We start from the raw sequence: 25688 nt of genomic DNA, 5'->3' as shown, positions 1-25688 counted from the left end.
ACTGCTTTAGTAGAGTGACAGCGGCCGCTTCCTTTGGTTAGACAGGTGGCGTTCAAAACATCGTAGCAAAGCCTCCATTCATCGCCATACGGCCCAGGGCAATCGACACCGCAAGATGACCAAAAAGGGACTCATTATCCGCCACGTGCCGCACGAAGGGATTTCGGGTTATCGCGAACCCGTTGAAGCGGCCGGATATCAACTCGACCGGGTCGATGTGGACGATCCCGCGTTCAGCGCGGTCGATCTTTGCGATCCTGATCTGTTGATCATGATGGGCGGACCGATGGGGGTCTATGAGCAACATCAATATCCCTGGATATCATGCCAGTTGCGTCGCCTTGCCCGGCGGCTCGAGGCCGGCCTGCCGACGCTCGGCGTATGCTTTGGCGCACAGATGATAGCGGCGGCACTTGGCGCGCCGGTTTACGAAGGGCCGGTCAAGGAAGTCGGCTTTCACGCGCTGAGCTTCGTCGATCCGGCGTCTCCACTTCGCCACCTCGACGGAGTTCCGCTTCTCCATTGGCATGGTGATACGTTCGATCTGCCCGACGGAGTGGAGTTGCTCGGTTCGACTCAGGCTTATGCTCATCAGGCTTTTCGGCGCGGGCCGAATATATTGGCGCTACAGTTTCATGCCGAAATGGGTTGCGATCCACGATTTGAAGAATGGGTGCGTCAATGGCCGGGGGCATTGATCGAGGCGGGGCGTAGCGATGCCGAGATGCGGGCCGATCACGCCGCATTTGGTCCCGTGGCCGTTGCTGCGGGCCAGAGGATGATTGGCCAGTGGCTCGCTGAGCTGGATAGCTGATGCTATCGCGTTTCCATCTACACCCTTGCCGACGCAGCGGCTTTTTTCACCGATGATCAAGGGTGAGAAAAAGCGTCGATAGTTGTTGTAATTGCGAATCGTTCTCGATAGTGCCCGCTGGTCCTTCCAGATCAGATTGTCCGCATGCACCAGATAACCTCCCCGCGACCCGCGACCAAGAAGAAGAGCAGCAAGAGCTTTTGGCTCAAGCAACTCCACACCTGGCATTGGATGAGCTCGGCGATCAGCCTGATCGGCCTGCTGCTGTTCGCGATCACCGGTTTCACGCTGAACCATGCCGCCGATATCGAAGGCACACCGATCATCTCCCAAAAGGCGGGGACCCTGCCAGCGCCGCTGCTGAAACAACTCGCCGCCGCCGTCCCGACTGACGCAAAGGCGCCGCTGCCAGCGCCGGTCGTACAGTGGGTCGAGGCGAATTTCCCCGTGCGCGCGGGGGCAGAGGCCGAATGGTCGGCCGAAGAAGTCTATCTGGCCGCACCGCGGCCCGGCGGCGACGCGTGGGTCGCGATCGACCTCGCAACCGGCGAGGCGAGCGCCGAAATTACCAGCCGCGGCTGGATTTCCTACCTCAACGATCTTCACAAGGGCCGCAATTCGGGCGGGGAGTGGAGCCTGTTCATCGACATTTTCGCGGGCGCCTGCCTGGTCTTCGCGATCACCGGCCTTTTCCTGCTGCAACTTCATTCGGCCAAGCGGAAAAGCACATGGCCGCTCGTGGGCGCGGGGGTTGTCATTCCGGCGGTCATCGCCGTCATCTTCATTCATTAGGAGAATTTCGATGCAGCTTTCCTACAGCGCCCTCCTGATCGGCGGCTCCGCCGGCCTCGCGACGGCCCTTGCTACGCCGGCCATCGCCGCCGCGCCCGGCGTCATGGATGTCACGATCAGCATCCCGCGGCTGAAGGTCGCCGAATATCACAAGCCGTACATTGCCTTCTGGGTCGAAAAGCCGGGCGCGAGCGCGAAGACGGTCGCGGTCTGGTACGACCATGACATGAAGGCGAATGAAGGCACGAAGTGGCTCCGCGATGTTCGCCAATGGTGGCGTGCATCGGGGCGGTCGCTGACCTTCCCCGCCAACGGTATCACCGGCGCGACCCGCGCGCCCGGAACGCACAAAATATCCTTCACGCGCGCCCAACTCGGTGCGTTGGCACCCGGTCAATATACGCTGCTGATCGAAGCCTCGCGCGAAGTTGGCGGCCGCGAAGTGTTGCGTATTCCCTTTACCTGGCCGGGTAAGGCCGGGGCCGGGGGACGCGCTGTGGGGACGACCGAGCTGGGGACCGTTTCGGTCTCCTTCCGCTAAGGCAGAAAAAAGGACAGGATGATGAACAGGAAGATTTTGGGTTTCGCCGCGACCGTCGCGCTGGCCGCGATCGCCGTCGTTCCCGCGAGCGCACACCGGCAGTGGATGTTGCCATCATCGACCGTGCTGTCGGGCGATGATGTCTGGGTGACCGTCGACGCCGCAGTATCGAACGACCTCTTCTACTTCGAGCATCAGCCGTTGCGCCTCGACGCGGTCAAGGCGTGGGCGCCCGACGGGACCGAGACCGCGATCGAGAATAAGGCGACAGGCCGCTATCGCAGCACCTTCGACGTTCATCTGACGCAAAAGGGAACCTGGCGGATCGCGTCGGTATCCGACGGCCTCATGGGCAGCTATGACCTGGGCGGCAAGACCGAGCGTCTGCCGCGTGGGACGACCACCGCCAATCTGGCCGAACGCCTTCCGGCCGGCGCAACCAATGTAAAGACCGCTGAATCGAACAATCGCAACGAGATTTTCGTGACCGTGGGCGAACCGACGACGACGCTGTTCAAGCCGACCGGCAAGGGCATCGAGCTCGCACCGGTCACACACCCGAATGATCTGATCGCCGGCGAAACCGCGAGCTTCCAGTTCCTGCTCGACGGCAAGCCCGCAGCGGGCCTGTCGGTCACGGTGATTCCGGGCGGCATTCGCTATCGAAACCAACTGGGCGAAATAAACCTCAAGACCGATAGCCAGGGCAAGGTCGAGGTGAACTGGACCGAAGCCGGCATGTACTGGCTTAACGTCACGACGCCGCAGACCGAGCGCGCCGAAGGCGCGACCGGCGAGCCGCCGCTGCAGCGGCGCGCAAGCTATGCCACGACCCTGGAAGTGCTCGCGCCCTGACCGATCGCATATTGATCCCCCGCGCGTTGACGCCCGCAGCCTTTTCGGGGCGCGACGCCGGGGCGGCGATCGAAAGTTTCGCCGGCGAGACAATGGGGACAAGCTGGTCGCTGCAGGCTGTCTCACCGCCTGTGGGTGCGGCTGCGGCTGTGCAGGCGCGGTTCGACCGCGTCGTCGAACAGATGAGCCAGTGGGAAGCGACGTCCGACCTCTCGCGCTTTAATCGGGCTCCGCCGAATATGTGGCAGACGATCCCGGCCGAATTTGCCGCTGTGATCTGCGCCGCGCTCGATATCGCGCGAATAAGCGATGGCGCCTTTGATCCGTGCCTTGGCCGCCATACTGAGCAATGGGGATTCGGTAGTGCAGGACCTATCGATGCGATACCGACTGCCGCTGCAGGGCCCGCCAATCATTCGATCGATTTTGACCCGCAAGAATGCCGTATTCGCCGGACCGAGGGCGCTGCGCTCGACCTGTCTGGCATCGCCAAGGGCTATGCCGTCGATCTGGCCGCCGAATGGCTGCTGGGGCAGGGCGTCCGCCACTTCCTGATCGAGGTCGGCGGCGAACTGCGCGGTGAGGGGATCAGGCCCGACGGCCAGCCCTGGTGGGTCGATACCGAAATCCCGCCTTCCTCATCACTCGCGCCGTATCGCGTCGCGCTTCACGACCTGTCGGTCGCCACTTCGGGAAATTATCGCCGGGGTTTCGAGGTCGATGGAGTACGTTATTCGCACAGTTTCGATCCACGAACCGGACGCCCGATCGTTCATAATATTTCTTCGGTCACGGTGCTGCACCGCAGCTGCATGATGGCCGATGGCTGGGCGACCGCGCTCACCGTGCTGGGGGCGCAGGGAGCGATTGCACGCGCCGACGCGCAAGGCCTCGCGGCCTGTGTGATCGCAGGAGAACGCGAATATCTGTCGCGCGGCTGGTGCGCGATGCTGGACTAGCTGTCGGCCCAGCGTCGCAGCAGATTGTGATAAACGCCGGTAAGTTCGATTACCGAGCGGTCCTTGCCGCCGAGCTCGCCGGTCAGGCGCTGCACCGAACGATCGAGGTCGAACAGCAGGCGCCGCGCCTCGGCATCTCGAACCATCGACTGGAGCCAGAAGAAGGAGGCGACGCGCCGTCCGCGGGTCACGGGTGTGACCTTGTGCAGGCTCGACGATGGATAGACGACCGCATGGCCGGCGGGCAGCTTGACCCGCTGCGCCCCGTAATGATCTTCGACGATCAGTTCGCCGCCATCATAATCCTCGGGTGCCTCAAGGAACAGCGTGACCGACAGGTCGCTGCGGATGCGGAATTCGCTGCCGCGCTTGATGCGGATGGCATTGTCGACATGAATGTCGAACTCCTGCCCCTCGCCATAGCGGTTGAACAGCGGCGGAAAAATCCTGAGCGGGAGCGACGATGCAAAGAATAGCGGCGACCGCCCCAGAGCGTCGAGGATCATCCGGCCCGCGCGTTGTGCGGCGTCGCTGTCCTCGGGCAATTGTTCGTTGTTCTTGGCCAGTGCGGACTGATGGCCCGAGGTTACATTGCCGTCGATCCAATCTGCGGCGTCGATGGTCTGGCGGATTTCGCCGAGCTCGTCGGCCGAGAGCAGGTCGGGGATGGCGATCAACATGGCGGAATGTCCCTTCGGCGATGCCGCTGTTCGCTGCCATAGGTCGGACGTACGATCAATGGCGGGAACATGAGCGCAACTCCTGCTCCCGCCCAATGATCAATAGGTATAGCTCAGCGAGAAGATAGCGGCGCGCGCGTCACCCGGGGCTGCCCAGCCATTGCTGCGGATCCGCGTGAAGTAGAGCTCGTCGGTGAAATTCTTCACATTGAGCTGGGCCTTCAGGCTGTCGGTCACGCTATAGGCGACATAGGCGCTGTGGATCAGATAATCCTTCGACCGATAGACCGTCGGCGCCGCGAGTGTCGGCAGATTCAGCGCGAAGCTGCCCTGATAGGTCATGCTGTAACCCAGGGTCAGGCCGAACGGAAACTCGTAGGTCGTGAACAGGCTGCCTGAATGTTTCGGCGTCTGCTGAAACGCTGCGCCGCGTGCCGGGTCGGGTACGGTCACGCTGTTCGCACAGCCGGTGGTACCGGGATTGGCAAGGCATAAATCGGACACCGACTGGCGCAAACTCCCGTCGAGATAGGTGTAGTTTGCGGTTATCGACCATTGCGGGGTGATCTTGCCGATGACGCTCAGCGCGATCCCGTCGACCCGCGATTTGCCGTCGAGTACCTGATCGGGGCTGTCGACGTCGTTCGATGCGACCTTATACTGGTTGCGCTCGTTGCGGAACAGCGATGCCGCCAGCAGCAGTTTTCCGCCCGCCACTTCTGCCTTCGCGCCAATCTCATAGTTGCGCGCGGTTTCGGGATCGACATTGCAGGTGACGGTCGTGCAGGCGCCGTTGACCGCACTGATCGACGGTGTCTTCGAATTGCCGAAGGCGGCGTAGAGAGTCACGGCCTCGACAGGCTTGAAGACGAGGCCGAGGCGGTATGAAAAGAGGTCGGCCGAATTGCTCAGGATCGGACCGGGAACGATCGCTCCTTGCGGTGTGGTAAGGGTCGCCGCGGCACCGGCGTCGGTGCGATAATTGCCGCTGTTATGCTCCCAACGAACACCACCGTTGATTTCGAACTTTCCGATCTTCATCGCGTCGAACAGATAGACGGCATAATTGTCGACTTCGCCCCGCTGGCGACCGCTTTCGAAGAAGTTGACCGGTCCTGTATAGACATTGCTGCCATAAACGCGGCCCGGGCCGGCGGGGCCGGGGACGATCTCGTTTGGATTACCGAAATTGATCAGCGGGAAGGCCGCATTGGCGACCGTTCCATTCGGGTTGCGATAGACGTTTCCGGTCGAGAGGGTATATTTTTCCCAGCTCGCCGAGGCGCCCGCGACCAACGTATGCTCGATCGCGCCCGTGTTGAACACCGCGCGCAGGTCGAGCTGATTATACATGATTTCATTCTGCGAATCGCGCAGGTTTCCGCGCGGTCCGCCGACGAGATAATAGCCGTTGGGGACGGTAACGTTGCCTATGCCGGTGACATTGACGGTGCAACTGCCACCCGTCGGTGTGACGCCCGTTGCAAGGCAATAGGTGCCCTGCGGCGGTCCTACGATGGTGAGTTGGCTGACCTGCTGCCAGCGCGACAGATTGCGGATCGACACCGCATCGCTGATCTCATGTTCGAAGGTCAGCGTCGCCTGATCGACAGTGATGTCCTGCGTGTCGATGTTGCGATAGCCGAAATAGTCGCTGCGATCGACGCCGGGGATCATCCCGCCCGCGACGGTATAATAGGGCACGCCATATTGCGGGATATTGTCGTCTTCCTGATGCAGATATTGCAGGGTCAGACTGGTCGGGCCGCCGACACCCAGCGTGACCGAGGGAGCGACACCCCAGCGCTCATATTTCTCGACGTCGCGACCAGGCACGTCATTCTTGTGCACCATCGCGTTCAGGCGAAAAGCGAGCATGTCGCTGGCGCGGACATTGGCGTCTATCGAACCGCGATAATAATTGTCGGTGCCGATGCCAGCCGAGCCGACGACGCGCGTTTCGGCGAGCGGGCGCTTGGTGACGATATTGATCGACCCACCGACCGAACCCGAGCCGCCATAGACTGAATTCGCACCGTTGACGATTTCGAGCTGTTCCATGTTGAAATTATCGGACCGGTTATAGGCGCCGCTGTCGCGCACGCCGTCTTGCGTGATGTCCGAACCAGCCGAATAGCCGCGTAGCGTGATCGAGTCAGCGGGCGGTGAGCCACCTTCAGCGGCGCCGAAGGTGATACCGGGGACAGTCGATAGCATGTCGCGCAGTGTGAGCAGATTTTGCTGCTCGATCGTTTCGCCGGTGATCACGGTGACGGTCTGCGGCGTGTCGCGCACCGAACGCGTCGATTTGGGCGATTCCTGCTGGGTCTGATAATGTTGCCCGTTGACGATGATGCTTTCGCGCTCCTCGCGGCGATCGCGCTCATTCTGTTCGGCACCCGCATCGGCACCGATATCGGCAGCCATAACGGGGGCGCTGATGATGCTCCCGACGCAGGACATGGCGAGGAACGTGGCGGACGTCGATTTTATCACGGCTATACCCCTTATTGCTTCGGGGCGCCGCTATTGCGAATAGATTGCAGAGTCAATCTCTATTGAGAATTATTCGCATCATTGTCACAAACTATCGCGGATGTGACCGAGGGTGAGTGCCGTCGGTGAGCGCTCGGCCGACGATTTGGGTTAGCGGCGCGGTTCGAGCCACCAACTTTGGCGCCAGCCATATTGGCTGGGGATCGGGTCGCCTGCGGCATTGGTGGCGGGTTTGAAGCGGAAGCGTTCTTCGATCAGGCGGCAGGTGGTGGTATCAAGCGAGGCCTCGCCGCTTGATCTGATGATCCGGCAGCCGCTGACACGCCCGCTTGGCTGGATAGTGAAGCGCGTTTCGACGATACCGCCGATCTTTGCCTGGCTCGCATCGCGCGGATAGTCGCGGTCGGTGATCGTGCCGCTGCGCCACGCCGCTTTCGATCCGCCACCGGTGCCGCTGCCCGCACCGCCTGCGCCCGTTCCATCACCGCGCCCGCCCGCGCCTGACCCGGGACCTGGATTGGGAGTTGCCCCCGCCGATGCGTTGTTGCCTGCACCCGGCTGCGGTGCGGCGGCGATCGGGGGCGGGGTGACGGGCTGCAGCTTCGGCTTAGAGGCAACGACCTGAGTCGCCTTGGCGTGCTTGTTCGCTGCGGAAGCCTTGCCGCTGACTTTCTTGGCCGCGACCTTTTGCGGCACCGGTTCTTCATGTGGAGGGACGGGGGCGGGGATGGTGATGGCGCTGATTGCCTCGCTCGCCTTGCGCACGGAATCGAGGTCGAGGCCGCTGGCAAGACCGGCGCCGACCGCGACCACCGCCAGCAGCGCGGCGCCGGCCGACAAGGCGCGCTGTCGCGGTGAAATCTGCCCCGTATAGGTCATGGCGTCGCCCGAACCTTCGCGCGCGAACTGCGTGCGACAAGACGCCTGTTTAGAGGAAATTGTCTAGCGTGGACATGAACCGGTCGAACTGGTCATGGTGAAGCCAGTGGCCGGCATTTTCAAACTCGATCACCTTTGCATTGTTGAAGTGCGCGAGGCGGCCATCTTTCTCGGGATTTGAAGCCCAGCTGTCGGCGCCATAGAGCAACAGCGTGGGGCAGGTGATCGCCGACCAGAGCGACGCCACATCTTCGTGCGGCACATCGAAGGCGGGCCAGACATTCAGATAATTGTCGAACTTCCAGCTCCAGCTGCCATCCTCGTTGCGGCTGATTCCATGGATCGTCAGGTGGCGCGCCTGTTCGGCAGTCAAATAGGCGTTCTCACCCATCATCCGCGCCAGCGCATCGTCGAGCGTCGCATAGCGACGCGGCGCGCGCCCCGCAGCCTGGCGCTTGTCGTCGATCCATTTGCGAAACCGTTCGGCAAAGGGCGTCGCGGCGCGCTCGGCCATCATCTTGGGTGAGGCGCCAAGCCCTTCGATCGCGACCAGCGTACTGACGTTTTCGGGATAAAGACCGGTGTAGCGCAGCGCGATATTGCCGCCCATCGAATGGGCGACGATCGCCACCGGTCCAAGGTCGAGTTGATGAATCAACTGGGCAAGATCATAGACGAAAGCGTCCATCGGATAGTTGCCGTCGGGCGACCAGGCGCTGTCGCCATGACCGCGCAGGTCTGGGGCGATGATATGGTAACGGTCACGCAGCTTTTCGGCGACCCAGTCCCAGTTGCGGCAATGGTCGCGACCACCGTGGACGAGCAGCAAGGGCGGCGCGCCGCGATTGCCCCAGTCGACATAGTGGAGCTTCAGGCGCTGCGAGATGAAGCTGTTGGAGGTGGGACCGGTACTTGCCATCGGATCGTCCTTGCTGTCTGTTCCAGTTTCAAAACGCGACTGGTTCCGATCCGTCAACCCGCATCTTTGCATGCCGGGCGGATTGCCGGTCGAAAGCATGAGGGAGAGAAGCGAGATGACAACATTCCGGGACAATTTGCTGACGGGCAAGACGGCTTTCGTCGCCGGCGGAACGAGCGGGATCAACCTGGGGATCGCCAAGCGATTCGCCGAACTGGGCGCGAAGGTTGCAGTCGCAGGGCGCGATCCCGACAAGGCGGCGCGCGCGGCGGCAGAAATTGGTGCGGGTGCGATCGGACTGTCGGCCGACGTGCGCGACTATGATGCGATTCGCGGGGTGATGGAAACGGTCGCCGACAAACTGGGGCCGATGGACATTGTTATTTCGGGGGCGGCGGGCAATTTCCTCGCGCCCGCGCTCGGCATGTCGGCCAACGCCTTTCGCACCGTTGTCGACATCGACCTCAACGGCACTTTCAACGTGTTTCGCGGCTGTCACGACCTGCTGAACCGTCCTGGAGCATCGTTGATCGCAATCACGGCGGGACAGGCGGTCAACGCGTCGGCGCTGCAGGCGCATGCCTGCGCCGCCAAGGCGGGGATCAACCAGCTGATTCGCGTCCTTGCGCTCGAATGGGGCCCCGAGGTGCGAGTGAACGGCATTTCGCCGGGGCCGATTGCCGATACCGAAGGGATGAAGCGTCTCGCACCCGATGCCGAAACACGGCAGGCACATTACGACCGCATCGCGATGAAGCGCTGGGGCAAGATCGAGGAGGTCGCCGAATCGGCGGTGTTCCTCTGCTCGCCGGCGGCGGGCTACATCACCGGCACGATTCTCGATTGTGATGGCGGATCGCAGATCGGCGATGCGTCGCGTGGTGACGTCGCACGCGGAATGGCCTGATCTGAAAGCAAAAACGCCGCCGAACCATCAGGTCGGCGGCGTTTTTAATGGTGGGCGTGGCAAGGATTGAACTTGCGACCCCTGCGATGTCAACACAGTGCTCTACCACTGAGCTACACGCCCATCCCTTGGGGTGACGCGGCCACTACTCACCTCGATGCAGCTTGGCAACCCCTTCGCGTGCCGAGATGATTTTATTGTTGGTGCGAGCGGTCGGTGCGGCCGAACATATTGTCGACTTCGCGCACCAAATCCTTGAGGTGGAAGGGCTTCGAAAGCAGCTTGGCCTGCGGCACATTTTCTTCGGCGCGCAGCGAAACTGCTGCAAAGCCGGTGATGAACATCACCTGCGTCTGCGGCGCGACCTTTGCGCTATATTGAGCAAGCTCGATTCCATCCATTTCGGGCATGACGATATCCGACAGCAAAAGGTCGAAGGTTCCCGAATCAATATAAGGCACGGCGGTGGTGCCGCGATCGACCGCAGTGACGTGATATCCGGCGCTGGTCAGCGCCCGCGCGAGATACTCGCGCATCACATCATCATCTTCGGCCAGCAAAATGCGAATCATGCTGAAATATGTCCCCTGGTCCCACGGCGAGGCCGCGTCTGGTGCATCCGCACCTTTGCAACGAAGCCGCTGTCTTAGCGCGAGAGATTTAACAAATAGCCATGAGGCTGGATTTGCGGCCGGTTTTTTGCCACCGGTGATCGATGCCGCGCAGCACCATCCCGCCCGCCGCCATATCTGTCAACCGGCCCTCAGTGAGCATTCCGGTCGTCGTGTCGGTCCCGCACGCGGGTCGCATTTATCCGCCGGAGATCCTCGCCGCAGCGCGCGTGCCGCAGCCGATGCTCGAACGGCTGGAGGATAGCTGGTGCGACCGGATCGCCGCCGATGCGCAGGATGCGGGAGCGGTCGTTGTCCAGGCGCTGTGGGCGCGCGCAGTCGCCGATTGCAATCGCGGCGAAGGGCAGATGGCGCCGGGCGAGGTCGATCCGTCGCTGCGCCAGGAATTTTCCGCACCGGGGCGCAAGGAGCGTGCGGGGCTGGGCGTCGTGCCGACGCGGCTCGCCGATTGCGGACCTTTGTGGAAACGCCCGATCGACGCGGCGGCGCTGAACTGGCGGCTCGAATCGCTACACCGGCCTTATCATGCCGCGCTCACCAGCGAACTCGCGGCGGTTCGTGAACGGCATGGTCATGCGATATTGATCGACCTGCACAGCATGCCGCAGATTCCCGCCGGACAGCCTGGACATGGCGCGCGTATCGTCGTCGGTGACCGGTTTGGTACCAGCTCGGCCGACTGGCTTGTTGATCTGGTGATGAACGCAGCGCAGCGGTTGAATGTCCCGGTGACGCGGAACCAGCCCTATGCTGGCGGGCATATTGTTCGCACCCATGGGCAGCCAGATCAGGCGGTGCACGCGGTGCAGATTGAAATCGACCGCAGTCTGTATCTAGCACCCGGCCGCACAGTCGATGCTGCGCGGATGGCCGGTTTAACACGATGGTTTGGTGAGTTGGTGGCTGACGCTGGACGGGCCGAACGGGGCCGCGACGCACTGCCGCAAGCCGCAGAATAGCTCGCCTGTAAAAAAACCACCTCGCGCACGGGGCACGAGGTGGCCAGGGTCCAGGGAGGACGCACCCGCGTCCGGAGACGGGGCACTCACCGCGATGGAAAGGGGGAAACCATGGCGGCGTAGCACCAATCTAGGATGGGATGCGTTACGATACAAGAGGCAGCGCAAATTCTCGCCTCTCCCAGTATTTATCCGTCGAGGCGCATCAGGATATTTTCGAACGGAAGATCATCATCATCCCTCGGACGCCGCGATATTTCGCAGAAGCCAAGCTGGCGATAGAAGGTGCAGGCTCGCACATTGTTGGCGTAGACTTCCAGCATAAGCAGGTCTTTCAACGCCAGGGCGTGGGCGATCAGCCCCTGACCGATCCCGTGGCCCTGTGCCGAAGGGTCGACAAACAGCCCGCCCACAAAGGTGTCGAGCAAACCGATGAAGCCGACGGGCCGGCCATCGAGGCAGGCAACCCAGGTTTCGGCTTTTTCCAGATAGATGTCTTCGATGAGTTTGCGCTGTTCTTGCAGACGCGCCTGGCCAAGGAAGTGATGCGCTTCCAGCGAAGCCCGATACCAGATTGACGACAATATTTCTTTGTCCGCAGCCGAATAGGCCCGGATCGTCACATTATTTTTGTCCATGAGTGTTCCACGAATATTATATGCACAGAAAGAACCCCGGCGTGTGAGCCGGACCGTTGCCCGCTTGAGCGGTGGCGATTCAGTTGCTGCGCATCAAACTCCGTGATCAGTCGCCATGCCTCGCGATGCGGGGCCCTGTTCGGGTGCGACGTGGAACAGGAAAGAAATTGGTCGGGGAGAGAGGATTCGAACCTCCGGCCCCTGCCTCCCGAAGACAGTGCTCTACCAGGCTGAGCTACTCCCCGACCGTTCTTTGCACCGGCGGGCCGGTGCGAAGGCAGGGCGGTCCTCTAGACGCGCCTTTCAGGAACTTCAAGCGCCAATCATCACCAACGCGACAATTGCCGTTTCTACATGAGTTGTGCCTGCCGAAAGCTGAAATGGCCGGTATCGACGAAGATCAGATGATCAGTCAGTTCGATGTCGAGAAGTCTCAGAAATTGTGCGGTTTCGTGCGTGCAGCGAATATCGGCGACGCTGGGCCATGCAGCGCCCGACGGATGATTATGCGCCATCAGGACGGTTGCCACACCACGCCCCAACAAGCCCTGCCAGCAGCGCGGCGGGATGCTGCAGCGGCCGATGCAGTCACCATCGGCACATTCCAGCGCCACGAGCCGGTCATAGATGTCGAATCCGGCAAGAAGCAGCGCCTCGCCCTCGGCGGGGAAGCAGGGGCGCAGCAGGTAGAGCGCGACGTCCCCCTCGACCTTGCGCGGAACGAATCCGGCGGCGGCATAGGGGGCGGGCATTTCGCCAGCGGATATGAACAGGATCATCGTGGCGCGTGCATGCGCGCCGGGGCCGGTGGCGGCAATTGCCGACTGCCCCGTATCGGATAGGAGTCGATATCCCCCCTTTGGCGCACTTGTCGTGCCGCTGCGCGGGGCCTAGCAAAGAGCGGCCAAACCGGGAGCGAATCTTGTCCGAATCCATCCACTATGAACTGCAATATCTCGACCTGATGCGCCGCATATGGGTGGAGGGCGACGAACGCGTCGACCGCACCGGGGTCGGCACACGGTCGCTGTTCGGCGAAACGATGCGATTCTCGTTGAAGGATGACGCGATCCCGCTGCTGACGACAAAGCGCGTCTATTGGAAGACGGGGCTGCGCGAAATGCTGTGGTTCCTGACCGGGAATACCAATATCCGTCCGCTCGTTGCGCAGGGGGTGCGAATCTGGACCGACTGGCCGCTCGATCGTTATCGGCGCGAGACGGGCGCGGAAATTGATGCCGCTGAATTCGAAGCGCGAATCCTGGCCGATGACGCTTTCGCTGCGACATGGGGCGACCTGGGCCCTGTTTATGGCCATCAATGGGTCAATTGGCCGCGTTACGAAGCGGCGGGCGAGGGGCTGTTTCGCCGCGCGCCCGAGGGACACAACCAGATTTCCGCCCTGATCACATCGCTGCGCAACAATCCGGGGTCGCGGCGCCACATCTTCACCGGCTGGAATGTCGCCGATCTCGATCGCATGGCGTTGCCGCCATGCCACATGACCTATCAATTCCACGTCCGCAGCGACGGCGGGCTGTCGTGCATGCTGTTCCAGCGCTCGTGCGATTTGGGGCTCGGTTTTGCATTCAATGTTTTCGAGGCAGCGTTGCTGACGCGTATGATCGCGCAGCAGTGCGATTTGCACGCGCACGAACTGGTGTGGACCGGCGGCGACGTGCACCTATATTTGAACCATGCCGAACTGGTCGAACAGCAATTGTCGCGGGTGCCTGAAGGCGCGCCAAAGCTGCGCATCCTCAATCGGCCGGCAAGCATTTTCGACTATAAATTTGATGATTTCAGCGTCGAATCCTATTCGCCGCAGGCGCATATCGCGGCGCCGGTCGCGGTCTGACGCGGGCATTGCAATGATCTAGCGGCGGTAATAATATGTCGCCGCATTGAAATATAACTAGACGGTGCGATGATTCGCACCGGGAGGGATTTAGGCATGCCCGATACCCATCGACGCCCGGCGAGCAACCTGCCGCCGCTGTCGCTTCACATTCCCGAACCGCGCTATCGGCCCGGTGATACGCCCGATTTCGGTGATATCGTCGTCCCTGCGGTCGAGGCGACGCCGCGCCCCGGCGAAGACACCAAGCCCGATGCGATGCGTGACCTGTGCTATGGTCTTGTCCGCGTGCTCGATTTTGACGGGCAGGCGAAGGGGCAATGGGATCCGAAGCTGTCACCCGAGCGGCTGCGCCTCATGCTGCGCTACATGATGCTGGTGCGCGCGTTCGACGACCGCATGTTCCGCGCCCAGCGGCAGGGCAAGACCAGCTTTTACATGAAGTGCACCGGCGAAGAGGCCACCTCGGTCGCATCGACGCTGGCGCTCGACCGCGGCGACATGTGCTTCCCCAGCTATCGCCAGCAGGGCATTTTGATCGCGCGCGACTATCCGCTGATCCAGATGATGAACCAGATTTATTCGAATCGCGGCGATCACCTGATGGGGCGGCAGTTGCCAATCATGTATTCGGCGCCCGAACATGGCTTCTTCAGCGTGTCGGGCAATCTCGCGACCCAATATCCGCAGGCGGTGGGCTGGGCGATGGCGTCGGCGTCAAAGGGCGACAGCCGCATCGCGACCGTTTGGTGCGGCGAGGGATCGTCGGCCGAGGGCGATTTCCACTCGGCGCTGACCTTTGCGACGGTTTATAACGCGCCGGTCATCTTCAACGTCGTCAACAATCAGTGGGCGATCTCGAGCTTTTCGGGCTTTGCCGGCGGCGAACGGACAACCTTTGCGGCGCGCGCGGTGGGTTATGGCATCGCCGGGCTGCGTATCGACGGAAATGATCCGCTCGCGGTCTATGCCGCGACGCAATGGGCGGCGGACCGCGCACGAACCAACAATGGCCCGACCTTGATCGAGCATTTCACCTATCGCAGCGAAGGGCATAGCACGTCGGACGATCCGACAGCCTATCGCCCCGCCGAAGAGCCGACGATCTGGCCGTTCGGCGACCCGATCGCGCGGTTGCGCCAGCATCTCGAAACGCTCGGCGAATGGGATGGCGAGCGGCACGAGGCGCTGCGCGGCGAGCTTGAGGATCTGGTCAAGACGACCCAGAAGCAGTCGGAAAAGCTCGGCATTTTGGGTCATGGCATGCACCAGCCCTTTGAAACCATGTTCCAGGACGTGTTCGAGGAGATGCCCTGGCATCTTGTGGAACAGAGCAAGCAGATGCTGGCGGAGCAAGAGGCCAAGTTCGGCCCCGGTTGGAAGCCCGAATGATGAGCAGCGAAACCAAGACGATGAACATGATCGAGGCAATCAACAGCGCGATGGACGTCATGCTGGCGCGCGACGACAAGGTCGTGGTGATGGGCGAGGACGTCGGCTTTTTCGGCGGCGTCTTCCGCGCCACGGCTGGCTTGCAGAAAAAGCACGGCAAGACGCGGGTGTTCGACACCCCGATCAACGAATGTGGCATCATCGGCGTTGCGGTCGGCATGGGGGCTTATGGCCTGCGCCCGGTCCCCGAAATCCAGTTTGCCGACTATATCTATCCGGGGCTCGACCAGCTGGTCAGCGAGGCGGCGCGTTTGCGCTATCGTTCGGCGAATGACTTCATCTGCCCGATGACGGTGCGCACGCCATTTGGCGGCGGCATTTTCGGCGGCCAGACGCACAGCCAGTCGCCGGAAAGCATCATGACGCATATCTGTGGCGTGAAGACGGTGATCCCGTCGAACCCCTATGATGCCAAGGGCCTGTTGATTGCGGCGATCGAGGATAATGACCCGGTCGTTTTCCTTGAACCCAAGCGCATCTATAACGGCCCGTTCAGCGGCTATTACGACCGCCCGGTCGAGCCTTGGTCGAAGCATGCTGCGAGCGTGGTGCCGGAAGATTATTACCGCATCGAGCTCGGCAAGGCGGCGACGATCCGCGAAGGCGAGGCGGTCACCGTGCTGGTCTATGGCACGATGGTCCATGTAGCGAAGACGATCATCGATGAACTGGCGATCGACGCCGAGATCATCGACCTGCGGACGCTGGTGCCGCTCGATATCGAGGCAATCGAAACGTCGGTGAAGAAAACCGGTCGCTGCCTGATCATCCACGAAGCGACGCGCACGTCGGGCTTTGGCGCCGAACTCGCGGCGCTGGTACAGGAACGCTGCTTCTATCATCTCGAGGCGCCGGTCGAACGCGTGACCGGGTTTGATACGCCTTATCCGCACAGCCTTGAATGGGCCTATTTCCCCGGGCCGGTCCGCATCGCGACCGCGCTGAACAAGATTTTGAAGGACTGACGTCATGGCCCGCTATTCATTCCGTCTGCCCGACATTGGCGAAGGCATCGCCGAGGCCGAAATCGTCGCCTGGCACGTCAAGATCGGCGAGCGCGTCGAGGAAGACGCGCAACTCGCCGATATGATGACCGACAAGGCGACCGTCGAAATGGAATCTCCTGTATCGGGGATCGTCGTCGAACTGGCGGGTGAGGTCGGCGATTTGATCCCGATCGGTTCGACACTCGCCGTGATCGAGACCGATGACGAGGGTGCGGTCGATGCGCCGCCGACCGATACGCCGGTTGAGCAGGAAATTGTCGCCGAGACGCCGGGCGCCGAAGAAATTTCTGACGTTGAGGTCGCTACGCCAACCCCTCAACCCGCTCGGGCTGGGCTTGTCGAAGCCCCGTCCTTGCCTTCCGAAAACAAGAGCGGCCCTTCGACAAGCTCAGGGCAAACGGACCATGGGGCGAAGGTTCTGGCTTCCCCTGCCGTTCGCGCCCGCGCGGCCGATCTGGGTGTCGACCTTGGTCAGGTCCATGCTGAGGGCGACCGCATCCGCCACGCGGACCTCGACGCCTTCCTTCGCTACAGCGGCGGGCAAGGCTATCATGCGCCGGGAGCATCGCGCGCCCGCGCCGACGAGCCGATCAAGGTTATCGGCATGCGCCGCAAGATTGCCGAGAATATGGCGGCGTCGAAGCGCGCGATCCCGCACTTCACCTATGTCGATGAAATGGATGTCACCGCGCTTGAAGAGATGCGCGCTGACCTCAACGCCAATCGCGGGGGCCGCCCGAAACTGACGATGCTGCCCTTCCTGATCGTCGCGATCTGCCGCACCATTCCGCAATTTCCGATGATCAACGCGCGCTATGATGATGAGGCGGGCATCGTGACCCGTTACGGCGCGGTGCATCTGGGTATGGCGACGCAGACCGATGCGGGGCTGATGGTCCCGGTGATCCGCGACGCGCAGGACATGAATGTCTGGCAGCTCGCGAGCGAGATCACTCGCCTCGCCGAAGCCGCGCGCACTGGCAAAGCGAAGGTCGACGAGCTGTCGGGTTCGACGCTGACGATCACCTCGCTCGGTCCGCTTGGCGGGATTGCGACAACGCCGGTGATCAATCGTCCTGAAGTGGCGATCATCGGTCCGAACAAGATCGTCGAACGCCCGGTGTTTGCTAAAAATCCTCAAGGGGGCGACGAGATTCGCCGCGCCAAGTTGATGAACCTGTCGATCAGCTGTGACCACCGCGTCGTCGATGGCTGGGATGCCGCGAGCTATGTCCAGGCGCTCAAGAAGCTCGTCGAGACGCCCGTGTTGCTGTTCGCGGACTGACGCTCTTCTTCCATCCTTTCGTCATGCCGGACTTGATCCGGTATCCCGCTTTTCGGCGTTGCTGAGCGGGACCCCGGATCAAGTCCGGGGTGACGAGTTAGGGCAACGGCTTACAGCCCCAGCCCCGCAAAGCTTGTCTGGTCGAACTTCAGTTTGAAGGTCACATAGGCACCCGAACGCGAATAGCGCGCTTCCTCGAAATCGCGGTCGTGGAAGCCTGCGAAATTATAGCCGAAGCTGATGTTCGCATTTTTCATCGGCGCCAGCGTCAGTGTCGGGCCGCCCGCCCAGCTGACGGTATCGGTGTCGGTGCCAACGCGCACAGTGCCCGACGCGCCGATATCGACATGCGCGCCAAGGTTGAAACGGACATCGGCGCCGATCAGGTTCGACCAACCCTTCACATCGTCCGTACCGAAACGGTCGAAATTATAGCGGATGCCCCAGAAGACGCCGATTTCGGCGCGCTCGTACCACAGGCCGTCCTCATCGCGATCGCCCAGCGGGGTCCAATTCACCGACAGGCTGTTGAGCAGGCGGCGGCTCGCCGCGTCACCGTCGATCGTCAGCGCGCCGCCGCCGATGGGCCCGGCCTGGCCCGCAACAGCGTCGCGAACCTTGTCCGAACGAAACTCGCTCTTGTTGAGCCATGAAACGCGCGACGAGGCGGGGCGGTGCGCCCAGCTCATTTCGAACTGAATAACTTCGGTCGTCGGCGTGGTGCCGCTGCCGCTTGCCTTGGCGTAGGTGAAGAGCGCGCCGAGCGCGCGGCCTTCGCCGAGTTGACGCAGCCCGCCGAGGGTCAGGCCGGTGCGGTTGGCGAGTTCGCCATCGCGATATTCGGCGCGGCCCGTGAGGGTCCAGCGATCGGCGCGATAAGTGGCGCCAGTACTGATCGCGAGGAAGTCCTCGGTCAGCGTGCCGCCCGCGCCGAGAAAGCCGCCCGAGGCGACCGGATGATCGGGGTTGAGCATATCCTTTGCGCGGACCCCGCCGAGGGTGCGATTGCCATCGATCGAAATATCGACCGACCAACGTGTCCCAAGCCGCAGCGATTGCGACAGGCCATAGGCGGCGAAGCTGCGTGGGCCATATTCGCCAATATCCTGCTGGTTCGCGGTCGCGAGCAGCCGCGCACCCGCCCATGGGGACAGGTCGAAGCCGAGACGCGCGGTGCGCGCCTTGATCGTGTCGCCGTCGGCAATCTCGTAGCTGCCGACCAGATTGACGTCGCGGGTGATCGCGTAGCGCGCGCCAAGGCGGTGGCGGGTCGGGAAGTCGACGCTCGCATCCTTGCCACCCAAGGCGAATTCGGTCTGTGCCTCGAGTTCGAGGCGCTTGTTCATCAGCCGCTGGGTCGCGCCGAGCTGGACGATGTTCGATGTGTTGCGCGTGCCGTCGGTCAGGCGATCATGGGCATGGGTCAGCCCCGCGCGCGCGACACTGGTGCCATTGTCATATTCGACGAGAGCACGCGCGGCGCGGCGGCGGGCGTTGGTATCGAGATAATCCTCCTGCCAGGCGCTGCGGGTCAGCGACAACTTGCGCGTCGCGCGCAGCCGCGCATCGAAACCGAATTTGCGCGTGCCATCTTCACCACGATTTAGCTGTCCGGCGCCGAACCCCGCCTCGCGCTCGCGGACATAGGCGAGGAAGTCGGCGTTGCTGCTGTGATGCTCAGCCTCGATCAGCCAGGCTTTCGCGGTGCCAGCGGGAGCCGTGCTCCCATTGACCGCCTTCGCGTCGCTAACCGCCAGTTCGGCGCGAACCTCGGTGTCGATACTCGGGCGGTAGCGCGCGTCAACGCCGCCAAGGTTGGTCTTGGCATTGCCATCCTCGTCGTGGATGAAGGTCGCGCCGACGCGCAGCGTTTCGTCGGTCGATTGATAGCTGACGCGCCCGCCCGCGTTGAGCACGCGCTGGCCGATCCCATCGACCTCATATTCGGCGACGATGAACTGCGGATCGAGGTCCGACGAGCGGCTCAGGACAGGCTCACGGAAACGCAGCGTCCCCGAAAGATAGTCGATGTCATAATCGACGTGGCGTGACAGGCTGACGCTTTCGACGATGCGCTCGCTGTGCAGCCGGTCGCGCGTTTCGATGACGATCCGCTCGCTGTTTGGCAGGATGTCCTTGGCGCCGAGCTGGTATGGGCCGGTCAGGCCGTTGCCCTGGATTTCGTCGCGGCGGAAACGATAGGGGGTGTCGGCGACGAACGCGGTCGCGGCGAGATTGGGCCCGCGATATTCAGCCTTGCCGCCGTTCAGCGCGCGCTGATAGCGGGCGAGCTGCGGTTCCGAAATCCCGGTCTCGATATCGCCGAACATCGCGTAAAATTGCGGGCGTTCGAGGCGCAGATAGAGTTTGCGCACCGATGCGGCATCGTAGCGCGTCTCGTTGCGGTCGGCGTAGATGGTGTAATAGGCGCGTGGGTCGATCACGCCGCCGAACCGCGTGTCATCCTTATCCTTGTCGCTGTCATAGGCCAGCGTCATCAGCCATTTTCCCTGCACGCGGCCCTTGGCATAGAGCGCAAGGCGGGCGTCGGCATTGAGACCGTCCAGCGTCTCTGCCACTGGCTCCATCCGGTCGTCGAGAGTGTTGTAGCCGAGCGTACCCGCAGCGAAGCCAACGACAGTCCATGGGCGATCGCCCGGATCGAGCCAGGTTTCGATCGTCTGCTTGCGCTCGATCTTGTCGTCGCGGAAGGTGAAGTCCATCGCCAGCGTCCCCGACGCGGTGGTCGGCTCCAGTTCGATCAAGGCGATGCCGTCGTCGCCGTCGATCTTCCAGATCGGGCGCGCGCGTTCGAGCCCGGCAAGCTGGCGTGCCTGTTGCGCATCGACCTCGACGGCGGGGGCGTAAGGTGCGGGGACGCTGAAATCGCCGGTGAGGCCATGGCGCACCGGCTTGCCGTCGCGGTCGGTCAGGCGCACCGCGATCACCGGGCGTGTCACGCCATCGGCGATCAGCACCGATTTTTCACGGATCAGCGTCGCACGCATCGGGGTGATCGAATAATGAATCGGCCGTTCGAGCGTTTCGACCGTCATGCCGTTCGCATCCCTGACGGTAGCGACAAGGCGGTTCTCGCCTTCGCGGATTTCGATGCCGCGCCACAGGCTGGCCGCAGCGGCGCCGTCGGCCGATTTGCGCGTGCCTTCGAAGCTCAGATCGTCGACCGGCTTGCCGTTGATCGTCAGCGTCACCGACTGACCGGGCAGATGCCTGATCGCGGCGCGCACCGATTTGGCGCGCGGATTATGGTCTGGGGTGGGAAAGAGCCAGCCGATCCCGGGCGCTTCGCCCGCCAGCCAGTCGCGGCCAGCACCCGCAGCGTCTGGATCGCTCAGCACCGGCGCTGCGGCGATCGCGGTGGTTTTGGGTGCGGCGCGCGGGACGCTGGCGGTGGCGCGGAAGTCTGCGCGCTTGAGGGCGCCGCCGCGGCCTTCCACGAAGCGCGAGATTGCGCTGCCAGCGCTTTGTGTGGCGTTCGCGCAGTCGATGGCTTCGCGGTCGAGGGGGAGCGTCGAGGGATCGATCTGCACGACGTGCAGGCCGGGGCGGACGCCCTCGAAATGATAGCGACCATCAACGTCAGTTACGGCGTAGCTGCCGTCCTGCAGCATCACGCGCACCCCGCCGATGCCGTCGGCTTTTCCCGGGTCGACCCTGCATCCGCCGTCGGTAATGCGGCCGATGATCGTCATCCTGTCGCCCAGCTGGTCGCGTTTGATCGCGATGCTCGCCTCGGCGACATTGCTCGTCGATCCGCGATTGTCGGTCGCGGTGGCACGGTTAAGCGCGTTGCCGGGCCGCGCGGACACGATGACTTCGGCGAGATAGGTGAGCAGGATCGATCGCGCCGGGGCGACGGCAGGCAGGGTGATTGCGAATTCACGGCCGTTGGCGGCGATGTCGGCGCTGACCCGCACGCCGTTGGCGCGTACCGTATCGGCGCGCAGCCGCATTCCCGCAGGCAATATGTCGCGTATGATGACCGCGCCAGTGGTGCGGCGGGCGTCGCGATTGGCGACTTCGATGCGATACTGAATCACATCGCCGGGCACCGCGACCTGGGTTGAAGTCGTTTTGCTGAGGACCAGCGGCAGACCGGGCCGATCGACGGGAATATCGACGCGGACGGGAGCGGGGCTGTCGAGTGTGAAGATATGGCCATAGCTTGCGCCGGTGATCGTGAAGGGCAGGCCATCGTCGGGACGGCGCAGGTACGAAAGATCAGCCGGGCTCGATTTCGACGGCGCGGTGAAGGGCGGCGGCGGCTCGACGACGAGGCGGTAAGTGCCGGGCGCGACGAAGGGGAAGCGATAATCACCTGCCGGGAAGTCATAGACGGTGCCGCCCGAATCGGTGACGCTTTGCCCGGTGATCATGCTCGCGGGATAGGATGAGGTGCCGTCGTCGCCGAAGACCTGCGCGGGCTGGCCCGTCGCGGCGTCGACGATCGTGACGCGGCTTCCCGCGACCGGAGCGCCGTCGCCGCTGTCGAAGACGATGCCGAACGGATCGACGAGGAAGTCGATTGTCGCGAGCGCGACAAGGCTGGCGTTGGTCTGGTCGGAAACACGGAGCGTCAGCGGCACGACGGGATTGACCGATAGTCGGCAGTCGCCCGCGACGACGGGAGGCGGAACGCCGATTGTATTGATGATGCCGACGAATTCGCCGCTGTTCGGCGCGGTTTCGGAGAGGGTGATATGTTCGCGGTCGCCGTTTGCAAGCTCGAGGACCACCGGGAGCAGGTCGCGCTGATCTGCGTTGCTGTTGGCCGAGGCGAGGGTGACGCCAACGACCAGCACTTCGCCGGCACGGAAATTCTTGCTGTTTTGTAGCGACGCGGGATTGGTGGGCAGGCTAGCATAGGCGCCGCCAAGCTGGATCAGCTCGCCACCACGCCCCGTACTGTCGGCAATGCCGCATGGCGTAGGCACGAGCGGGACCCTTTTGTCGCCGCCCCGGTCGATGATCCGGTATGTCGTGATCGTCGGCGCTTCGGACGGCCGATCGTTCACCGTCACGTCGACGCGATTTGACAGCGTCTCTCCGCCGCCGTCGCCCTGAATCCAGCGCGCCGACGCGGTGTTGGAGATCAGCTGCGCGTGCGCCGGGGCTGCCGCAGGCAGCATCGCTGCCGCAACCAGCGTGGTCGCAAGGGCCAGGAGTTTTCGGGTGCTGCGCATGGCAAGCCCCGAAGGGAGTAGCGGTGGTGGCCTGTTCAGCCCGCGCCCGCTGCCCCCTTCGGAAACCCGATCAGTTGACGAGGGCCTGGAAGATCAGCGTGCGCGCAGCGCCCGCAGCGATCGTCGCAATCGTCCCCGACACGACTGGCGCGGCATAGCTGCCCCCCGTCGTACCGTCGGCGTTGCAGGTGCCGCCGGTGACGGTCCCGTTCAGCCGGATCGATCCCGCGACGAAGGCGAGTTGCCCCGGCACGCTATCGTTGATTGCGACCGATGTCGCGTCGGCGCCCCCGGCGGCGTTCGCCACCGCGATGCAATATTCGACCGTCGCACCCGGGATGAGTTTCGGGTTGGTCGTGCCGTTGAACGGGTCAGAAACGACGCGGCTCGATTTGGTGACGGTCAGCGTCGCCGTCTTGACCGTATAATCGTCGGCATCGCTGTGTGAGGCGTCGCGGTTGGCATCATTGACGCCGACGCCGTCGGCGAAGACGGTGTCCTTGGCGGCGGTGTTGGCGCCTGCGGTCTGGGTGACGGCGGCGCCCTGCGTGCCGGCCGTGCCACCTTCGAGCGCAGTGGCGCGAAGCTGGATGCCCGCGACCGCTCCAGTGGGAAGGCCCGCCGGAATGTCGGCGACGACGAACAGCCGGATCGGCGTGTCCGTGGCGAGTTCGTCGATATAGGTGACGAGTACGTCAGCGACATCATAACTGCCGGGCGTGCCGGTCGCCGCGTCGCGATAGATGCGGATATTGGACGCATTGAACGTATCGGTGCCACCGTGCGTGGCGACGCCGCCGGTAATCTGCGAGGCGGTGAGCAGGAAATCGAGGATTTCGTTCGAGCTGTTGGTCAACTGGAAGGTCGTGACCGCGCTCGTTTGACCCGGTGCGACCTCGGTGGTTGCATTGCCTACTTCTTCGACGAGCAGATTGACCCTGCGATCGACGACGAAGCTGTTGGAGGCGCTTTGCTGGCCTTGGGCGACGCCGCCGACCTGATAATCGACGGTTGCGGTATTGGTGATCGATGTGCCTGCGGTCGTCCCATTGGCATATGCCGGGGTTGCGGCGATGCTTGCGCATGCCACCATACCGAGGCCCATATAGTTCAGCATACTGGTCATAGCTGAGCTCCTGGACTGGAATTGGCTGCCTGATCCCCACCGCCGGCAGCCGTTAAGCGGCTTGGTTTAAAGAGCTATTTGACGACCCCCCGGAACATGAGCTTGCCGGTACCTCCGACGGGAATCGGCTTTTGAAATGCCCAACGGACGTGCGTGACGTCGGCGGGCTGCGCCGCGCGGCGGGTGCCGTCGGCCATCGCGACGGTCAGCTCGGAAAGCAGTCCCCACTGCTTGCCGCCGTCGACCGAGACGAGTGATTGCGTGTCGCCCGCGTCGGCGAAGCGAACCGCCGAGGGCATCGGATTGGTGATCACGAATTTGTCGGCGGGCTGGGCGCCGGCGTTGCGATAGTTGAGCACGAAGACGAGGCGGTCGCCCGGAACGACGACTTTCGGTTCTTCGAGCAGGACGCGCTGCTTGCCGCTCGCGTCGGTCGAAACGCGTTCGACGAACACGCTGTTGTTCAGCGCGACCTGGTTGGCAGCAAGGGCTTGGCCGGGCAGCAGCGCGGCCAAAGATAAGACAAGGGCGGTACGCATGGACATCTCCATCATTGAATTATGGTTCGGAAGGTGACGGTCCGGGTCTGTCCGCCGGCGACGGTGCCGAGCGCGACGTTGATCCGGGTGCCGTTATAGTCGCCCGCGTCGGCATCGGCGGCGTCGGACAGTGCCGTGCCGCCAAGGGTGATCGAGGCGGGGGTGTAGATCGTGTTTGCGGGAATATTGTCGGTGATCGCGAGCCCGCTGACCGATCCGCTGCCCACGACGGTCGCGACGATCGTATAGGTGATCGTCGCGCCGGGAATGGGATCGGTCGTGCCGAGGGCATTGGTCACCGCCGCCGATTTGACGAGGGTCACCGCCGCTGCCGATACGATGAAGGCACCGTCGTCGTCGGCATCGGCGCCGGTCGATCCGACGACCGCGTCGCCGCCGCCTTCGCCCTGACCGGCAAAGCTGCTACCCGGCGTGCCGATACCGGTCTTTGCTGCAGCAACAAGGCTGACAATGCCGCGATTGCCGTCGACGACCGCCCCGGGCGTCGTCGCGACGACGAAAACCGTGATAGCGGTCTCGGGCTGGAGCAGCGGATCGCCGGTGCCGGGCGTATAGAGCGTATCGACATTCGGATCGAACGCGTTGTCGCCGTTGGCGTCGATGTAGATTTGCGTGACGGCGGGATCATAATTGTCGCCGCCGGCATTGGCGATCGTGCTCAGCACGAAATTCTCGGGTCCGTTGCCGCTGTTGGTCACCCGAAAGCTCAGGACCTGGCCGGTCGCGCCTGGCGTCGTCGGAACATCGGTCGGATTGTTGGACGCAACCGTGACATCGAGCAATTCGTCGACGAGCAGCTCGACGCGGTTCGAATCGACCGTTTGCGGGCCGCCTCCGGCGTCGAAGGTCGCGGTTGCGGTGTTACTGATCGTCGTGCCCGCACGGGTGGCGGGCGGCGGCGACACTTGAGCCTGTGCTGGCAGCGCGAGCGAGGCGAGCAGGCCGATAAACGAACAAGAGGGTAGAAGCCGATGATGCTTCGCGCCCCCCACAGGCGCTTTCATCATGATGTGATACTCCGATAGCTGGTCCTTGCAGTCCGCAATCGGAGAAAAAGGGTAATTTCAGGTTAAGGATGTGAACGAAATTGCCGATACTGCCCCAAAGAGGGACAGTCGACGGTAG

Annotated in this window: 22 protein-coding genes and 2 tRNA genes; 11 read left to right on the top strand and 13 right to left on the bottom strand. The window is 62.9% G+C overall.

The features are described from left to right. The first annotated feature begins 115 nt into the window (after positions 1–115). The 5 genes from CDQ91_RS00545 (at position 116) to CDQ91_RS00525 (ending at position 3961) form a co-directional block, all read left to right on the top strand. Entirely contained in the window at positions 116–814 is a 699-nt protein-coding gene (locus tag CDQ91_RS00545) for a glutamine amidotransferase (protein ID WP_088470762.1), read from the top strand. A 144-nt stretch (positions 815–958) separates the two neighbouring features. Further along, entirely contained in the window at positions 959–1606 is a 648-nt protein-coding gene (locus CDQ91_RS00540; protein WP_088470761.1) for a PepSY-associated TM helix domain-containing protein, read from the top strand. Positions 1607–1616: 10 nt separating this feature from the next. Continuing rightward, entirely contained in the window at positions 1617–2147 is a 531-nt protein-coding gene (locus CDQ91_RS00535; RefSeq protein ID WP_088470760.1) for a DUF2271 domain-containing protein, read from the top strand. Between the two features lie 18 nt (positions 2148–2165). Further along, positions 2166–3002: a DUF4198 domain-containing protein gene (locus CDQ91_RS00530; RefSeq protein ID WP_419722531.1), complete on the top strand. Its 837-nt coding sequence runs from the start codon at positions 2166–2168 to the stop codon at positions 3000–3002. A gap of 26 nt (positions 3003–3028) precedes the next feature. After that, complete coding sequence (locus CDQ91_RS00525) at positions 3029–3961, top strand: FAD:protein FMN transferase (protein WP_237245759.1); 933 nt, start codon at positions 3029–3031, stop codon at positions 3959–3961. Here CDQ91_RS00525 and CDQ91_RS00520 read toward each other — a convergent pair. From CDQ91_RS00520 to CDQ91_RS00505, 4 genes are all read right to left on the bottom strand, one after another. Then, positions 3958–4641: a Fe2+-dependent dioxygenase gene (locus CDQ91_RS00520; protein WP_088470759.1), complete on the bottom strand. Its 684-nt coding sequence runs from the start codon at positions 4639–4641 to the stop codon at positions 3958–3960. The genes CDQ91_RS00525 and CDQ91_RS00520 overlap by 4 nt on opposite strands. A gap of 99 nt (positions 4642–4740) precedes the next feature. Continuing rightward, complete coding sequence (locus tag CDQ91_RS00515; RefSeq protein ID WP_336579267.1) at positions 4741–7137, bottom strand: TonB-dependent receptor; 2397 nt, start codon at positions 7135–7137, stop codon at positions 4741–4743. A gap of 150 nt (positions 7138–7287) precedes the next feature. Next, on the bottom strand, positions 7288–8016 hold the full coding sequence (locus CDQ91_RS00510; protein WP_088470758.1) for an energy transducer TonB: 729 nt from the start codon (positions 8014–8016) through the stop codon (positions 7288–7290). Positions 8017–8065: 49 nt separating this feature from the next. Then, complete coding sequence (locus tag CDQ91_RS00505; protein ID WP_088471374.1) at positions 8066–8935, bottom strand: alpha/beta fold hydrolase; 870 nt, start codon at positions 8933–8935, stop codon at positions 8066–8068. 115 nt (positions 8936–9050) lie between these two features. On the opposite strand from CDQ91_RS00505, the gene CDQ91_RS00500 reads away from it, so the two are divergent. Further along, positions 9051–9842, top strand: a complete 792-nt coding sequence (locus CDQ91_RS00500; protein ID WP_088470757.1) for an SDR family oxidoreductase — start codon at positions 9051–9053, stop codon at positions 9840–9842. Positions 9843–9890: 48 nt separating this feature from the next. Here the strand turns inward: CDQ91_RS00500 and CDQ91_RS00495 are convergent. Together CDQ91_RS00495 and cpdR are read right to left on the bottom strand one after the other, a co-directional pair. Beyond that, positions 9891–9965 (bottom strand) — tRNA-Val (locus tag CDQ91_RS00495). Between the two features lie 71 nt (positions 9966–10036). Continuing rightward, a complete protein-coding gene (gene cpdR / locus CDQ91_RS00490) occupies positions 10037–10414 on the bottom strand; it encodes a cell cycle two-component system response regulator CpdR (RefSeq protein ID WP_088470756.1) in 378 nt (125 codons plus the stop codon). Between the two features lie 194 nt (positions 10415–10608). On the opposite strand from cpdR, the gene CDQ91_RS00485 reads away from it, so the two are divergent. Continuing rightward, positions 10609–11433: an N-formylglutamate amidohydrolase gene (locus tag CDQ91_RS00485; protein ID WP_237245758.1), complete on the top strand. Its 825-nt coding sequence runs from the start codon at positions 10609–10611 to the stop codon at positions 11431–11433. A gap of 188 nt (positions 11434–11621) precedes the next feature. Here the strand turns inward: CDQ91_RS00485 and CDQ91_RS00480 are convergent, their stop codons facing one another. The 3 genes from CDQ91_RS00480 to CDQ91_RS00470 form a co-directional block, all read right to left on the bottom strand. Continuing rightward, complete coding sequence (locus CDQ91_RS00480; protein WP_088470755.1) at positions 11622–12071, bottom strand: GNAT family N-acetyltransferase; 450 nt, start codon at positions 12069–12071, stop codon at positions 11622–11624. Between the two features lie 168 nt (positions 12072–12239). After that, positions 12240–12316, bottom strand: a tRNA-Pro gene (locus CDQ91_RS00475). Positions 12317–12421: 105 nt separating this feature from the next. Then, positions 12422–12850: a JAB domain-containing protein gene (locus tag CDQ91_RS00470; RefSeq protein ID WP_088470754.1), complete on the bottom strand. Its 429-nt coding sequence runs from the start codon at positions 12848–12850 to the stop codon at positions 12422–12424. A 143-nt stretch (positions 12851–12993) separates the two neighbouring features. Here CDQ91_RS00470 and thyA point away from each other — a divergent pair, with 143 nt between their 5' ends. The 4 genes from thyA (at position 12994) to CDQ91_RS00450 (ending at position 17673) form a co-directional block, all read left to right on the top strand. Then, entirely contained in the window at positions 12994–13929 is a 936-nt protein-coding gene (thyA, locus tag CDQ91_RS00465; protein WP_272897597.1) for a thymidylate synthase, read from the top strand. Positions 13930–14025: 96 nt separating this feature from the next. Beyond that, positions 14026–15321, top strand: a complete 1296-nt coding sequence (locus CDQ91_RS00460; protein ID WP_088470753.1) for a 3-methyl-2-oxobutanoate dehydrogenase (2-methylpropanoyl-transferring) subunit alpha — start codon at positions 14026–14028, stop codon at positions 15319–15321. Between the two features lie 20 nt (positions 15322–15341). Continuing rightward, positions 15342–16346 carry an alpha-ketoacid dehydrogenase subunit beta gene (locus CDQ91_RS00455; RefSeq protein WP_088471371.1) on the top strand — a complete coding sequence of 335 codons (1005 nt, stop codon included), beginning with the start codon at positions 15342–15344 and terminating at the stop codon, positions 16344–16346. A gap of 4 nt (positions 16347–16350) precedes the next feature. Beyond that, positions 16351–17673 carry a dihydrolipoamide acetyltransferase family protein gene (locus tag CDQ91_RS00450; protein WP_088470752.1) on the top strand — a complete coding sequence of 441 codons (1323 nt, stop codon included), beginning with the start codon at positions 16351–16353 and terminating at the stop codon, positions 17671–17673. Positions 17674–17783: 110 nt separating this feature from the next. Here the strand turns inward: CDQ91_RS00450 and CDQ91_RS00445 are convergent, their stop codons facing one another. From CDQ91_RS00445 to CDQ91_RS00430, 4 genes are all read right to left on the bottom strand, one after another. Continuing rightward, the gene (locus tag CDQ91_RS00445) at positions 17784–22877 is read right to left on the bottom strand and encodes a DUF11 domain-containing protein (RefSeq protein WP_088470751.1); all 5094 of its coding nucleotides are present in this window, start codon (positions 22875–22877) and stop codon (positions 17784–17786) included. 70 nt (positions 22878–22947) lie between these two features. Then, on the bottom strand, positions 22948–24003 hold the full coding sequence (locus CDQ91_RS00440; protein ID WP_088470750.1) for a hypothetical protein: 1056 nt from the start codon (positions 24001–24003) through the stop codon (positions 22948–22950). A 74-nt stretch (positions 24004–24077) separates the two neighbouring features. Then, positions 24078–24542, bottom strand: a complete 465-nt coding sequence (locus CDQ91_RS00435) for a hypothetical protein (RefSeq protein WP_237245757.1) — start codon at positions 24540–24542, stop codon at positions 24078–24080. 11 nt (positions 24543–24553) lie between these two features. Further along, positions 24554–25570, bottom strand: coding sequence for a DUF11 domain-containing protein (locus tag CDQ91_RS00430; RefSeq protein ID WP_088470749.1), 1017 nt, complete (start codon positions 25568–25570; stop codon positions 24554–24556). Positions 25571–25688 lie beyond the last annotated feature (118 nt).

This window comes from Sphingopyxis witflariensis (genome assembly GCF_002205635.1).
GTDB lineage: Bacteria > Pseudomonadota > Alphaproteobacteria > Sphingomonadales > Sphingomonadaceae > Sphingopyxis > Sphingopyxis witflariensis.
This window is presented reverse-complemented; position numbering and strand designations above follow the sequence as displayed.

Bases quoted from the DNA above. Each gene is read 5' to 3' on its own strand.
- CDQ91_RS00545 (WP_088470762.1), top strand. From the start codon at position 116: ATGACCAAAAAGGGACTCATTATCCGCCACGTGCCGCACGAAGGGATT.
- CDQ91_RS00540 (WP_088470761.1), top strand. From the start codon at position 959: ATGCACCAGATAACCTCCCCGCGACCCGCGACCAAGAAGAAGAGCAGC.
- CDQ91_RS00535 (WP_088470760.1), top strand. From the start codon at position 1,617: ATGCAGCTTTCCTACAGCGCCCTCCTGATCGGCGGCTCCGCCGGCCTC.
- CDQ91_RS00530 (WP_419722531.1), top strand. From the start codon at position 2,166: ATGATGAACAGGAAGATTTTGGGTTTCGCCGCGACCGTCGCGCTGGCC.
- CDQ91_RS00520 (WP_088470759.1), bottom strand. From the start codon at position 4,641: ATGTTGATCGCCATCCCCGACCTGCTCTCGGCCGACGAGCTCGGCGAA.
- CDQ91_RS00510 (WP_088470758.1), bottom strand. From the start codon at position 8,016: ATGACCTATACGGGGCAGATTTCACCGCGACAGCGCGCCTTGTCGGCC.
- CDQ91_RS00505 (WP_088471374.1), bottom strand. From the start codon at position 8,935: ATGGCAAGTACCGGTCCCACCTCCAACAGCTTCATCTCGCAGCGCCTG.
- CDQ91_RS00500 (WP_088470757.1), top strand. From the start codon at position 9,051: ATGACAACATTCCGGGACAATTTGCTGACGGGCAAGACGGCTTTCGTC.
- cpdR (WP_088470756.1), bottom strand. From the start codon at position 10,414: ATGATTCGCATTTTGCTGGCCGAAGATGATGATGTGATGCGCGAGTAT.
- CDQ91_RS00480 (WP_088470755.1), bottom strand. From the start codon at position 12,071: ATGGACAAAAATAATGTGACGATCCGGGCCTATTCGGCTGCGGACAAA.
- CDQ91_RS00470 (WP_088470754.1), bottom strand. From the start codon at position 12,850: ATGATCCTGTTCATATCCGCTGGCGAAATGCCCGCCCCCTATGCCGCC.
- CDQ91_RS00460 (WP_088470753.1), top strand. From the start codon at position 14,026: ATGCCCGATACCCATCGACGCCCGGCGAGCAACCTGCCGCCGCTGTCG.
- CDQ91_RS00455 (WP_088471371.1), top strand. From the start codon at position 15,342: ATGAACATGATCGAGGCAATCAACAGCGCGATGGACGTCATGCTGGCG.
- CDQ91_RS00450 (WP_088470752.1), top strand. From the start codon at position 16,351: ATGGCCCGCTATTCATTCCGTCTGCCCGACATTGGCGAAGGCATCGCC.
- CDQ91_RS00445 (WP_088470751.1), bottom strand. From the start codon at position 22,877: ATGCGCAGCACCCGAAAACTCCTGGCCCTTGCGACCACGCTGGTTGCG.
- CDQ91_RS00440 (WP_088470750.1), bottom strand. From the start codon at position 24,003: ATGACCAGTATGCTGAACTATATGGGCCTCGGTATGGTGGCATGCGCA.
- CDQ91_RS00435 (WP_237245757.1), bottom strand. From the start codon at position 24,542: ATGCGTACCGCCCTTGTCTTATCTTTGGCCGCGCTGCTGCCCGGCCAA.
- CDQ91_RS00430 (WP_088470749.1), bottom strand. From the start codon at position 25,570: ATGATGAAAGCGCCTGTGGGGGGCGCGAAGCATCATCGGCTTCTACCC.